9 protein-coding genes and 1 tRNA gene are annotated in these 13,348 nt (G+C 58.1%); 2 read left to right on the top strand and 8 right to left on the bottom strand.

All coding sequences use genetic code 11. From position 1 onward, the window contains the following. The first annotated feature begins 218 nt into the window (after positions 1 to 218). Together ispB and CPH17_RS13945 are read left to right on the top strand one after the other, a co-directional pair. On the top strand, positions 219 to 1,223 hold the full coding sequence (ispB, locus tag CPH17_RS13950) for an octaprenyl diphosphate synthase (RefSeq protein WP_096299942.1): 1,005 nt from the start codon (positions 219 to 221) through the stop codon (positions 1,221 to 1,223). A gap of 86 nt (positions 1,224 to 1,309) precedes the next feature. Beyond that, positions 1,310 to 1,386 (top strand) — tRNA-Pro (locus tag CPH17_RS13945). Positions 1,387 to 1,525: 139 nt separating this feature from the next. On the opposite strand, the gene CPH17_RS13940 is transcribed toward CPH17_RS13945, so the two are convergent. The 8 genes from CPH17_RS13940 to CPH17_RS13905 form a co-directional block, all read right to left on the bottom strand. Beyond that, positions 1,526 to 2,470 (bottom strand): GGDEF domain-containing protein, encoded by a 945-nt coding sequence (locus tag CPH17_RS13940; RefSeq protein WP_096299940.1) that lies wholly within the window; start codon positions 2,468 to 2,470, stop codon positions 1,526 to 1,528. Between the two features lie 119 nt (positions 2,471 to 2,589). Then, entirely contained in the window at positions 2,590 to 3,372 is a 783-nt protein-coding gene (locus CPH17_RS13935) for a sulfite exporter TauE/SafE family protein (RefSeq protein WP_096299938.1), read from the bottom strand. 21 nt (positions 3,373 to 3,393) lie between these two features. Beyond that, a complete protein-coding gene (locus CPH17_RS13930; protein ID WP_096299936.1) occupies positions 3,394 to 5,688 on the bottom strand; it encodes an ATP-dependent DNA helicase in 2,295 nt (764 codons plus the stop codon). Beyond that, entirely contained in the window at positions 5,685 to 7,376 is a 1,692-nt protein-coding gene (locus tag CPH17_RS13925; RefSeq protein WP_096299934.1) for a VRR-NUC domain-containing protein, read from the bottom strand. Before CPH17_RS13925 ends, CPH17_RS13930 begins: the two co-directional genes overlap by 4 nt. 54 nt (positions 7,377 to 7,430) lie before the next feature. Further along, positions 7,431 to 7,766: a hypothetical protein gene (locus CPH17_RS13920; protein ID WP_074397770.1), complete on the bottom strand. Its 336-nt coding sequence runs from the start codon at positions 7,764 to 7,766 to the stop codon at positions 7,431 to 7,433. A 72-nt stretch (positions 7,767 to 7,838) separates the two neighbouring features. After that, the gene (locus CPH17_RS13915; RefSeq protein ID WP_074397771.1) at positions 7,839 to 8,876 is read right to left on the bottom strand and encodes a histone deacetylase family protein; all 1,038 of its coding nucleotides are present in this window, start codon (positions 8,874 to 8,876) and stop codon (positions 7,839 to 7,841) included. Between the two features lie 58 nt (positions 8,877 to 8,934). Beyond that, entirely contained in the window at positions 8,935 to 9,225 is a 291-nt protein-coding gene (locus tag CPH17_RS13910; RefSeq protein WP_074397772.1) for a GIY-YIG nuclease family protein, read from the bottom strand. 1 nt (position 9,226) lies between these two features. Continuing rightward, complete coding sequence (locus tag CPH17_RS13905; RefSeq protein WP_231898033.1) at positions 9,227 to 13,258, bottom strand: sensor domain-containing phosphodiesterase; 4,032 nt, start codon at positions 13,256 to 13,258, stop codon at positions 9,227 to 9,229. Positions 13,259 to 13,348: the final 90 nt, after the last annotated feature.

Below are 13,348 nucleotides of genomic sequence, written 5' to 3'. Positions count from 1 at the left end.
GCGAGTGGCGCCCCTTTTGGCAGCCATCTGACAGGGAGCATGATGAGTGGGTCGCGGATTATAACGATGATTACGTTTTGCCACAAGACCTATTGCGCCATTTCAGATGATAGGGTATCACACACTCGCAGGCGCCTTGACGCCTAACGGACAGCCCCATAGCATGACCTCAATCTTGCGCGGCCTATGCCGCCTCCATCTGCCGCGACGAACATTCCATGACCGCTAACGTCTCATCAGCCCAGTCTGCCAGCTCTATGCCTTCACCGCTGCACGCCGTGGTAGCGGAAGACTTCGAGGCCGTTAACCGGACCATTGTCGCCCAGCTCAACTCCAAAGTGCCGCTGGTCGAAACCATTGGTCAATACATCACCGAAAGCGGCGGCAAACGCCTGCGGCCGCTACTCGCGTTGCTGGCTGCGCGTTCGATGGGTTACACCGGTGACAAGCATATCCCGCTGGCCACGCTGATCGAGTTTATGCATACCTCGACGCTGCTGCACGACGACGTGGTGGATGAATCGCATATGCGCCGGGGCAAGAAAACCGCCAACGATGCTTGGGGAAATGCGCCGTCGGTGCTGGTGGGCGACTTTCTCTACGCGCGCTCGTTTCAAATGATGGTCGACGTGGGCTCGATGCGCATCATGGCGATCCTGTCCGGCGCCACCTGTGTTATCGCCGAAGGCGAAGTGCAGCAGTTGACCAATATCGGCAACCCCAGCATTTCCGAAGACGACTACTTCGAGACGATTCTTGGCAAGACGGCCATGCTGTTCGAAGCTGCCTCCCACAGCGGCGCGGTGCTGGCCGAGGCTCCCCACGAACAGGAACAGGCGCTGCGATATTACGGCCGCTACCTAGGTCTGGCGTTCCAGTTGATTGACGATCTACTGGATTACCAGGGCGACGCCGAGGCCATGGGCAAGAACGTCGGTGACGATCTGGCGGAAGGCAAGCCGACGCTACCGCTGATCCACGCCATGGAACAAGGCACGCCCGAGCAGGCCAAGCTGATTCGTCAGGTTATCCGACAGGGCGGCCTTGAGCAGTTGGACGCAGTATTGGACATTGTGCGCGCGACAGGTGCGCTGGACTACACCCGTGCGCGGGCCGACGAAATGGCCGATAAAGCGCTTGCCCAGCTTGACGCACTTCCCCCCAGCCCCTACCGAGATACAATGGCTGAGCTCGCTCGCCTGGCGGTCGACCGGCAAACATAAATCTGCTTTTCGCCGCGACCAAGGCTTGAAAAAAAACGCCTGGCTACGTATGATTTCCCTCCGTTGTCGCACCACCGGCAACGCCTCGGAATATAGCTCAGCTTGGTAGAGCGCTGCCTTCGGGAGGCAGAGGTCGTAGGTTCGAATCCTGCTATTCCGACCAAGAATTTTATGAAAACGGCCACTTAGCTCATTGAGCAGGTGGCCGTTTTTTATTGGCTGGAAATTCAGCTAGCCCTCTGACAGCAATCATAATCATTAATGAGAGAAAGAGAATACCTATGACGAGTCTCGTCAGAAGTTCAAAGTGGCGTTTTATTGATACGGTCTCGCCCGCCGCGTTTCGCTTGATAAAGCGCATCGTCGGCATCCTTGAGCAGCGATGAAAAACTTTCCGAATCTGCAATTTCGCGGCTGGCAAGGCCCATGCTTAAGGTAACCAGACCAGAGGCTGTTGCGGGATGGGGAATGGCACTGTTACGCACGATGTTTTTGATTCTTTGGGCCACCCGCTGAGCTAATGACATGGGGGCACCCAGCATCAGTACCAGAAATTCGTCACCACCGAGCCTTACCGGGTAGGCCTCACTCACTCGAAGACCGCTCTGAATTAACCTGGCTACCTGCTGCAAACAAAGGTCACCCTGCAAATGCCCCAGCGTATCGTTGTAGGGTTTGAACTGGTCGATATCAATCATCAATGCCGTCACTTGATAACGGCATCCCTTACTCGCCAGAATCTTACGCAAGCGCTCCAAAGCCCGACGATTGCCCATATTAGTTAGCAGGTCGGTTTCTGCCTCGACCAGTGCATTCTGGTATTCCTGCTTTAACTCAGTCGTCATGTTCTTGGCCTGAGTGACATCCACACCGATGCCTAGCAGGCCTACATCAGGGATCAGTGTTTCCGTCATCAACAGCCATCGGCCATCCCACGCGTCAACTTCAAACTGACGGTAGGTTTGCTTGCGACGCTTTGCTAGCGCCGCCCGAATCCACAATTCAATATCATCTGTCTCGGCAATCAGCCCCTGACTCTTGGCATAGTTGTCACGCACAATATCCGGCCAGGCAGGGTGCGTACCCAAAGGATGGCAGATCAGTTCGTAATATTGGGCGTTACCATAAAGCAACCGGTCTTTGTCATCGAACAGGGAAATTGCGGCGCCGCTATTATCAAACAGGCGGGCTGTTACCGGCAAAACATGCGCTAGCTGGTCTGAACGATCATTCGACGAAAACGTCACGATAACGACCTCTGCTGCTATTCGGTCAGATTGCTAGCTATAACAGATAGACGTCAGCTAGCCTATTCAATTAACCATAAGTGCACATTATAAAATTTTTGATGCTGGCGTCGCCCCGGCTACCCAGGTGGATGGAGTAACCCCACCACGCTAACCAGAATTAGCACCGCCCCCAGCACACGAAAGAACAGACCGGTATCCGCTTTAAGCATATAGCGGTGGGCTTTCTCGCCGACCAAGTGGCCAATAAAGGCACAGGGCAGCAGCCACAACTGATGGATCAGTTGAAGGTCGACACCGGCAATGACGAACGACACCATTTTGATCACCACCAGGATAAACCACAGCACAAACAGGGTATCGCGCAGCTGCTCCTTGGCCACATGAGTGGCAAACACCGCCACAATCAGCGGCGCGCCAATCAGCGAAGTACCGCTGACGTAGCCCCCCAGCGCCAGCAGCACATAATCCACGTACTTGTTCTTACTCTTGAACGGCTTATTCAACACATAGCCAATGGCGTAGATGATCACAATGCCAAAAATGATGCTGGTCATCACGTTAGCGGGCAGTGTCAGCAGCCCCACCACCCCAATCAGCTTGGGGATAATCATGATTTTCAAGGCCTTGGCTAGATAGCCCCAATCAATATTGCTCTCTGGAGATGTGGTGCCCACCCCCGCTTGCTGCACTTGGCGGTGCCCGCGCCAGGCGATCCAACTGGAGAAAATCAGCAGGTGAATGGCAATGATCGGCAGGAAGACCAGAGGCTGATTGGTCACCAAAAGCAGAAAAGGCAACGCCAGCACGGCACCGCCAAAGCCCAGGCTGGTGCGTACAAAGCCGCTCCAGGCAAAAATCAGCCCGATCAGCGCATACTGGTACCAGAGTAGATCTGTCATGGCTCGCGTTAGGGTCCTAAATTATGGGTTGGGATTGCCCAGCGACCACCAGCTTGGCAATAGCGCACGAACGCTGGCCTGGGCAAAGCGATCATCCATTAATACCACAACGCCTTCATCGTCTGGGCTGCGAATCACCCGGCCTGCGGCCTGCACGACTTTAATCATGCCTGGAATGCGGTAGGTGTAGTCGTCGCCTTGACCAAAGCGTGCAGTCAAACGCGCTTTAAGCGCCTCGTTGAAATCGTTAAATGGCGGCAGACCCAGGGTAGCAATAAAGGCGCCGATCAACCGATCGCCGGGCAAGTCGATGCCCTCGGCGAAGGCGCCGCCCAACACCGCAAAGCCGATGCCTTTTCCACCGGGCATAAAGCGAGCTAGAAAATCCTCGCGCTGCGCCTCAGGCATCCCACGGGTTTGGCCGAAAACGGGGATGTCAGGGTGCGCCTCGCGGAATCTCGCCAGCGCTGCCTCCAGGTAAGCAAAGCTGCTGAAAAACGCTAAATAGTGGCCTGGCCTGCATTGATACTGCTGTGCCATGGCCGCCACTATCGGCTTGATGGAGGCGTCCCGATCACGAAAGCGTGTGGAAATATCGCGCCGTATACGCACCTCCAACTGGCGGGCAGCAAAGGGGGATGCCACCTCACGCCATACCGTGTTTTCCGGCAAGCCCAACAGATCCCGGTAATAGTGGGCAGGCGTTAGCGTTGCCGAAAAAAGCACCACTGAGTGGGCGGCGCTAAATCGCGCGGCCAGAAAATCGGCGGGGATCAGGTTGCGGAGACCCAGCACTGCCCGCCCGCGACCCTGGCGAGTAAGATCACACAGCGAGTGCTCGCCAAACCGCTCTGCCAAGCGGCAAAATGCCAGCGACTCGAACAGCAGCTCCTGAAGTTCAAGCGTCGCATCCTCGGGATGTTCACCCAGGTGGTCGGTAATCGCAGCGCCTACTTGCTGAGCGGCAGCCACCAGTTTATCGGGTAACGTCGGCAGCAGCCGATAGCCTGGTTTACCCGGCTCGCCGTTTTCTTCCAACCCTGCGTCTTTGAACACGGCCTGCCACTGGCGAGCCAAGCGCCCCAGGGGCCTCGTAAGCGCTTTGGGAGCCGCGCGGCGAGTCCGGTTGAAACGCTGCTGATCAAGTTCGGCGCTGTACATGCCCCGAGCGCGCTCGACCAGGTTATGCGCTTCATCGACCAACACGCCCGTTCGCCAGTCGTTGGCTTGTGCCAGGCCATGCAGCAGCGCGTGGCTGTCGAACCAGTGGTTAACGTCGCCGACGATCACGTCTGCCCAGCGCGCCAGCTCTTGGCCCAGGTAATACGGGCACACATCATGTTCAAGGGCCACCTCGCGCAGCGCCCCGCGATCCAACCACGCCTGTTCTACTGCCGCTTGGCGGGCGGCAGGCAAGCGGTCATAAAAACCGGCGGCCAGCGGGCACGACTCGCCGTGGCAGGCGCGGTCGGGGTACTCGCAAGCCTTCTCTCGCGCCACTAGTTCCAGCACCCTCAACGGCTGGGGTTCCTCGCTCTGGCTAGAGCGCAGCGTGGCAAGCGCATCCAACGCCAAACGGCGGCCGGGCGTCTTCATGGTCAGAAAGGCGATACGATCAAGCGGCTGGCGTGGCATAGCCGTGAGCATGGGGAACAGCGTCGCCATGGTTTTGCCAATGCCTGTGGGTGCTTGCGCGAGCAGGCAGCGCCCGGTGCTGGTGGCTTTGTAAACGTCTTCAGCGAGTTCGCGCTGGCCGGGACGAAACGCAGCATGGGGAAAGCGCGAGCTTTGCAGGGCGCTATCACGGCGTTGGCGATGGTCGGCCTCTTGCTCTGCCCAGGCAAGAAAGCGTTGGCACTGGTCGGCAAAGAACGCCTGCAGTTCGTCGGCGCTGGCCTCACGGCTGAGAAGCGTCTCTTTACCGCTGGCGATGTCCAAGTAAACCAGCGTTAAGGTGACTTTCTCCAAGCCGCGCTCTGCACATAGCAGCGCACCGTAGACTTTTACCTGCGCCCAATGCAGCGCGCGCTGGTTATCGGCCATGCGCTCCAGGCTGCCGCGGTGGGTTTTGACTTCTTCCAGGCGGTTGGCCGCGGGGTCAAAACCATCGGCACGCCCCGTTACGGTAAGCCCTTCGAAGGTACCCGACAGGGGCAGTTCGGCAAGGTAATCTGGCCCGCGGCGACTGGCAACGAGGGTATGCCCCTCAATACCTTCCTGAGCACTTGGCGCAGGAGTAAAGCGGTGGTCAAGGTCGCCTTCACGGGCGGTGAAATCGCATAGCGCCCGCACGGCGATCCGATACGCCGATCTCATACTTCACGCTCGTCGCCATCTGTCCAGCGTACATAACATACCGCGACGGGCATCTCATGGCGGTGAAAAAAACTCAGCCAGCGACGTTGGTTATCCTGCAGCCGGTCGCCGGGGCCTTTGACTTCGATCATCCGGTAGCGCGGCGTGCCCGTGGGCGCATCGGGCAGAAACTGAACCAGATCCGGTAGCCCGGCCCGGTTGGCTTTCAAATCACCCAGCAGCCGTTCGAAACAGGCCCGTAAATGCTCAGCGGGGATACACTCGAGCGCCAGCTCAACCAGCGGCTCATCGACAATTGGCCAATGGACAAAGGGGGAGGCCAGCCCCTGTTTCTCCCGCCAGGTCGCCCGAATCGCTTCACAATAGCTGCCGTCTTCCAAGCACCCCAGACAAGCATCAAAGACATGCCGCCGCCGCGCCACGAAATCGTCGCGATACAAGTCCGCCGGGCCGTTGTGAAAAGGGTGAAAGAAAGCCCCAGGTAATGGCGCGAAAATCGCCGGCCAGCAGAGCAGCCCAAACAGCCCGGTGATCAGGCTGTTTTCCACGTAATAGACTGGCTCCTGCGGCTTGCTGTACGCCTCAACCACAGCGCGTTCGACGCTTTGCGGGCCTGTCAATGCCGCCTGCCAGTGCTCATGGGCGGGGTCGGATACGCTCGGGCTGGGGGGCAACTTAAGCTTCCGCCGCAATCGGGGCAGCAACCGGGCCAGCGCCTGGTGTTCGCTTTCATTGGGGCTTTCATTCAACGCCTGGGTCGCCAGTTCAAAGGCCGTCTGGTGTTCGCCTAATCGTTCCAACACACGCAGCTGACGAATGCGCGCTTCACCACTGCCTGAATCGCCATACATCACCAGCGCTAACGCCACGTCTTCGTTGCGCTCGGCTGCGCGGCCCAGCTGCAGCAATAATCGCGCCCGGCGGGCGGCCAGCCAACGGTTCTCCGATGTCGGCGGCAGTTCCTGATAGAGGTCGGCGGGCCGTTCGCCGGCGTCCAGCCGTTGGCGCAGATAATGGAGCGCTAAGTAGGTATCGACCTCATGCCGCGATTGAAAAGCGCGGGACTCGGGCGTGAAAGGCACAGTCTCAAAACGCTGTAAGCCAAGTTCGGTCAGCACAAACTCAGCCCAGTCTTGGCGCAGGTTGCCAAAGAACATCAGCCGTAAGCGGTCGCAGATGTTCATTACGCTGAGACGCATGACAGAGTCGGTCGCATTGGGCCACCAGCTGTTTAGCGGGGCGGCTTGCGGGAATCGGCTCGCCATCGCCGCCTGTAGCGCCGTTTTACTGCTGGAAGCGACTAACCCAGCGGTGCGTATTTCTTCCGCCAATACGTGGCGCAGCTCGGCGAGGCGTAGCTGATTAAAAAGCTCATCGATACTCAACGCCGGGTCATCATCGACCCAACCCAGCGCGATCAAGGGCGCCATCGCGTCGGCGCTGTCACCGATTTCGGCATAGCTGAGCTTGCTAAGGCGAAATAGCTCGCCTTTGCGCATCACCATGCGCACCAGTAGCGCCTGGGAGGCGCGTGGCAAAGTAGCGAACTGGTCTAGGAAATTGTGCTCATCAGCCGCCAGCAGGTCAGCGTGGCGCTCCCCCACCCAGGCCAAAACGAAACGGAAGTTCGTCAGGTAATAGAAGGGGTCGTCTAGCGAGGCGGTAGGTGTCGCGAAAGCACTGTTCATTTATCCATTGTAACAGTGCAGCGGTTTCGCCGTCATGAGGAATAGCAGGGGTGTTTACCCTACCCGGTGCTGCTTGAGTACCGTGAGGCTTCGTTCTTCTTCATTCTGGGGCTGGGAAGGCGCTTGGCGCGTGCCAACCAGCACGTACCACTCCGCCTCACTGAGATAGCTTGCGCACCAGCGTCCAAGCTCAGCGGCACACTCTTCGCGGGTGAGCTGGCCGCCGCGATAGTCGTTGGCAAGGAGCAATAAACTCTGGCGAGCCGTCCGTGCACGCCCATCGCCGCCGTGCACTTTGGAAAGCGGACAGCGTCTATCGTAAGCAGCGTTGGTCAAAGCATTTAACCAACGCTCCAATTCATGTGCTTGAATACCGCCGTAAACGGCCACACGCGTACTCCCTGCCCTATATAAAGGGCAATAGCCTGCCCGAATTGTCTTCGGATGTCATCTGTCTACTTCTTAACTTATACCCTGCTTAAAGCCTTGTAGCACATTGACGACATTGACACCAATGTCATCCACTGCATAGCCGCCTTCCATAAGCAATACGGTCGGCAGGCTGGCCGTTGCAAGCCGTTGACCTAACTGGCTAAAGTCGTCGCTTTTAAAGGTAAAGGCGCTGATGGGGTCGCCTTCAAAGATATCTACACCCAGCGACACGATCAGCATGTCGCATTGGGTTTCCTTAATCTTGGCTAAGGCATTATCCAGCGTTGCCATCCACGTATCCACGCTGGTGCCTGGCGGCAACGGGTAGTTGACGTTAAAGCCTTCCCCGTTGCCCTTTCCCGTTTCATCCGCGTAACCGAGGTAGTAAGGAAAAGTGACGTCAGGGTCGCCGTGTAGCGAGATAAACAATACATCATCGCGTTCATAGAAAATTTGCTGGGTACCGTTACCATGATGGAAATCAACGTCTAAAATCGCCACGCGGCGCTTGCCTGAAGCGAGCGCTCGCTCTGCAGCGACGGCAGCGTTATTAAAAAAGCAGTAACCGCCAAACTGATCATAGGCGGCATGGTGGCCCGGCGGCCGGCACAGGCCAAAACTTGGCTCGCCGGTCTCAAGCGTTTGCTCTAAAGCGCCTAGTGCGACATCTTTACTCGCCATGGCGGCTTCAAAGGTGCCCTCGGTGATCGAGGTTTCCGCCGCCAGGGCGTAATAGCCTAACTTAGCGCTCACGGCGTGGGGAATACGGTCCCCGCGCATCGTGCGCGCAGGCCAGATATTGGGAATTGCCTCACCTTCGTGCCCGGCCGCCACCCACTCATGCCAGCAGTCAGCCAGGAAGTTGACGTAGCCCTCATCGTGCACCGCCAACACCGGTTCCAGACCATAAGCGCGTGGCTCGTGCAGGTCGCCCACCGCCGACTGCTGGATTTGTTTCAATACAAGATCAACGCGCTCAGGGCACTCAAAGGGCGCGACCAGTGCGCCGTCATGCAGCTCCGTACGGGCTTGGCGCAGACGAGTCTTGTCAGAATGGAAGATGTGCATGTGGCCTCCTGCAAATGACAAACGCCGTTAGTTCCACTTAGTGGCGCTAGGCTCGCTATCATGGCACGTTTGCTGACTCGGACAAGGGGCAGGGCCATGCCGATGCCCAGGCACGCTTTTGCTGCGCCGACTGACGCTTGAGTTGGTACTCAGCGCGGCTGGCGCTTGACCGGTCAGGAAATGGCTGCGCACCCAGCAAGGCCACTGGTGGATTGGCCCGAGTAAAGCGCGCACCTTTACCTGTGGCGTGGGCGCGGTAGCGCTTCGCCAGATCATTGGTAATACCCGCGTAGGTGCCCCGCTGGCATTCGAGTAAATACAGGTACCATTCGCCCTGCTCGGCGGACATGCTATCGACTGGCGGGGTCACCGCTAGCTCCCGTCTGCTCGTTGAGTGAATCCATGAATGTGACTAATCTATCCAACGGCATGGGCTTAGCCAACCCAAAGCCCTGGAACGCATCGCAGTGATAGTCTAGCAATTGCTGATGCTGCTCAGCGGTTTCAACGCCTTCGGCAACCACGTTCAAGCCTAGGTGGTGCGCCATGGAAATAATCCCTTTGACAATCGCGGCGTCGCTGTCGCTATGGCTCAACTCGTGAATAAAGCTGCGGTCGATTTTTACCGTGCTGATCGGCAAGTGCTTTAAGTAGCTAAGGCTTGAAAAGCCGGTGCCAAAATCGTCGATGGAGATCCCGATATCCATATCGCGCAACGCATGCAAGGTGTCGATCGTGGCCTCGGTATTCTCCATGAGAATGCCTTCGGTGAGCTCCAGCGCCAGCTGCTGAGAGGGCAAGCCGGTGGTCAGTAATGTCTGGCGCAGCGTGGTCAGAAAACTTGATCGCTGAAACTGCAAGGGCGATACATTAACGGCCACCGCTAGATTTCCGCGGCCTTGTTGCGACAGGCTTTGCATATCGCGGCAGGCACGATCAAACACCCATTCGCTGATCGGTATAATCTGCCCGGTGGCTTCCGCCAGCGGAATAAAACGCGCCGGCGAGATAAAGCCCTTAGTCGGATGCGGCCAGCGCAGCAAAGCCTCTACGCCGATCAGCCGACCATGGCGGTTAAGCAGCGGCTGATAATACAGCTCAAACTCATGACGCTCGATAGCCTCTTGCAGCTCGTTGCGCAATATCAAGCGCTCGCTGGCGCTATCGTTAAACGCCGCTGTGAACCATTGGTAGGCATTGCGCCCCTGCTGTTTGGCTTTATACATCGCCATATCCGCTTGCTGAATCAGCGTTTTCGGCTCTGATAAAGCGTCCTGGCTGATGGCGATTCCCACGCTCGCGGTCAAGTATAGCTCTTGCCCCTCGATACAGTACGGAAGTGACAGAGCCGCCAGCAGTCCTTCGGCCACATTCACCACTTCGGTTGCGTCGTTGACGCAGGGGTGCAGAATGACGAACTCGTCGCCGCCCAAGCGAGCGACTAGGTGCTGCTTGCCCACCGCGCCGAGTAATCGCTGAGCGACTTCTTCCAGCACTCTGTCACCAACGGCGTGACCCAGATTGTCGTTGATCGGCTTGAAGTCATCCAGATCGACAAACAACACAGCGACCTCATGATGCTGATGCCTTGCCGTTGCAAAGGCGTCGCTTAGCGTGTCTTCAAAACACGAGCGATTGGGCAGCCGCGTTAAGTCATCGTGCGTCGCGTGATAAGCCAGCCGTGCCTCGAAGGCCTTATGTTTGGTGATATCGTGCTGAACGCCCACGAAATGGGTCAGTTGCCCATCTGGGTTGCGTACCGGGGCGATGTAAAGATCATTCCAGAACAGGCTGCCGTCTTTGCGGTAATTGCGCAGCGTCACGTGAACATCGCGCTGCTCGCTTAACTGCTGACGGATTTTCTCAACGATATCTGGGTCAGTGCCCTCGCCCTGCAGGAAACGGCAGTTGCGGCCTATTATTTCCGCCTGCTCATAGCCTGTCATGATGGTAAAGGCCTGATTGGCATAGACAATCGGCAAGCCAGGCTGCGTGGCATCGGCAATCACCACACCGTTAACGCTTGCTTCTACGCTGCGCTCAAGGGTACGCAGTCGAGACTCTTGCTTACGTTTATCGGTAACCTCCTGGGCAATCCCATAAAGACCCTGAATTTCGCCGTCGATGACGATAGGTAGATTGATCAGGTCCATGATGTGCGGCTCACCGGCGCGGTCACGGATAACTAGCTCATACCGGATAATGTCGCCCTGCATCACCGATTGATAACGCTGATTAACTGCCTCGATATCGGATTCATAAATAAAAAGGTGGAAGTGACTACCCACAATCTCGTCAACGGAATAGCCGCTAATCGACGCGCAAGTGGCGTTCGCGCTGACAAAATGCCCCTGCTCATCAAGCGAAAAGACCGCATCAGGATGGTGGGTGAACAACGAGCGGTAACGCTGCTCGCTTTCCTCAAGCGAGCGCCGCACCTGGAAGCGTTCGACCGCCAGAGCCATCAGGCCGGCCGCTTTCTCGGTCAGTAGAGCGTCACGTTCGTTGGGCACCCGTGGCTGGCCGTAATAGGTGGCGAATGTGCCCAGCAACTGGCCGTTGCTGCCTATCACCGGGATTGACCAGCACGCGGCCAGACCGGCCCTTCGGGTAACATCGTGGTACCCCTTCCAGCGCGAATCGCTTTGGATAGACTCGCAAATCACTTGGCAACGTTGATAGGCCGCCGTGCCACACGCCCCTATGGCCGGGCCAATCCCCACCTGCTGAATTGCCTCCCGGAACGCCGTGGGCAGGCGTGACCCCGTCGCCAGAGTTAAGTGTGTCTTGGCGTTATTCGCCAGCATGATCGAACACAGCGCGCCGGGCAGCTGGCGCTCAAGCAGCCGGCAAAGGTTTTCTAGGATATCCTCCAGGGGCGCCTGCTGGGCGATCATGCGCTGGATGTGCTGCTGGTCTTCAAGGTTTTGACGCGCCTCCGCCAGTTCTTTCGCCCGGGCGATACTGGCACCCACTAAGCCAATGCAAAACGCTAATAAGCCGCTTAGCATCAGCCCCACCATGGCGACCACCACGGGTGCAAAACCGGCCAGATACCAGTTGTAATGACTGCCCGATAACGCCTCAAGACGCAGGCTAACCCCCCCGGGCAGACCCGCATTGCGCTTCGCCAAAACCCGTCCTGGGTGTATCTCTCGCTCGGTATGTGCGCCAGGCGGCTGCAGCATCAGCAGAGGGGTTCCGCTGCGGCTTATGTTAGCCTGAAAGGGTCCCAGTTCAAGGCGCAAGTCGTAGTCGAGCAGCACGGCCAGGTCGAGGCTCGCCACAAGCCGTTGATCGCGCTGGGCGAGCGGCATCGCCACAAACGCAAGGCTCGGCATGTAAGGGTCAGAGATCACCACCCAGGGCCGTTCAAAGGGCACCGATAACCACTCCGGCACCGACGGCTTGTCGAGCTGCTGCCGGAGCCACGCTTCGCTTCTGGGTGTGCGGGAATGGAACCAGATAGGGCTCAAGCGCTCATCGACCAGGGCAATCGCCTGCAGGCTGGGGGTATCACGCAGATAGCTTTCCCCGTCCAGGGTCAGCAGCTCACGATCGAAGCCGTCCGGTGCGGCGTCGATGCGTTCGGCCATGCGCTGCAACAGTTGCAGTCGAGAATTGACCGCCTTTTCGGCGTTCAACTGCACATTGTCTAGCAGGTAGCTGGCCTGCTGCTGCGTATCGTTGAACTGCTGCAGGCTGAGTAACCCCCAGGCCGCTGCGCTGGCGGCCACCCCGGCCAAACACGCAAGCGCAGTCGTGCGGGTCAGTTTGAGCGGCCCGGGGGAGCGGCGCAGGCAAGACGCCACCATGGCGGTTCCCAACAACAGCGTGAACACCACCACTGCCACCGGGGACGACGCAAACATCGGGTGATCCAACTCGACCCCCACCCACAGCCTGACCAACAGCAGGCCGCCAAATAGCCACTGGCCAAGCCCACAGAACAGCCACAATAACCGGCGTCTGGGGGTCGACTGGCCGCACCACAGCGCCAGCCCCACCGCCAGCAACAGCAGTGCGCCAATACTGGTCATTCGCTCCTGACCGGTTAACCATGAGGAGCTTGCCGTGGGTGAAAGCAGGTTGTGGCCGAGGGTGTACAACGATAGCCCTACTAACGCCAACGCGCACAGCCAGCGCGTGCGCCGCCAGCCTTGCAGGATAGCCAGTACACCTACGCTCGCCAGGCAGGTGGCGAGCGCCGCATCGGGCACCAGTGAGACAGCAAACAGCGAGTGGGATTCGGACAAGCCAAAGAGGCTGCCGACCAAGCCCATTAGCAGCAGCGTAGCGACGGTCATTAACAGCAGCGTGTCTAACGCAAGATCGCGCGCATTGATTGGCACGGTAACGTCCTCTTCCTGCTTTATTGTCATCAATCTCTAACGGGTAAACGCCAACGCATCGGTTATCGGTGGAGGACGGCCATACAGTGAATTCCTCTCTCAAATGCCGCGCCAACGCCA

This window comes from Halomonas sp. hl-4, assembly GCF_900215475.1.
In the GTDB taxonomy this organism is placed as follows: domain Bacteria; phylum Pseudomonadota; class Gammaproteobacteria; order Pseudomonadales; family Halomonadaceae; genus Vreelandella.
The sequence above is the reverse complement of the archived record's forward strand: the minus strand, read 5'-3'. Positions and strand labels throughout refer to the sequence as shown.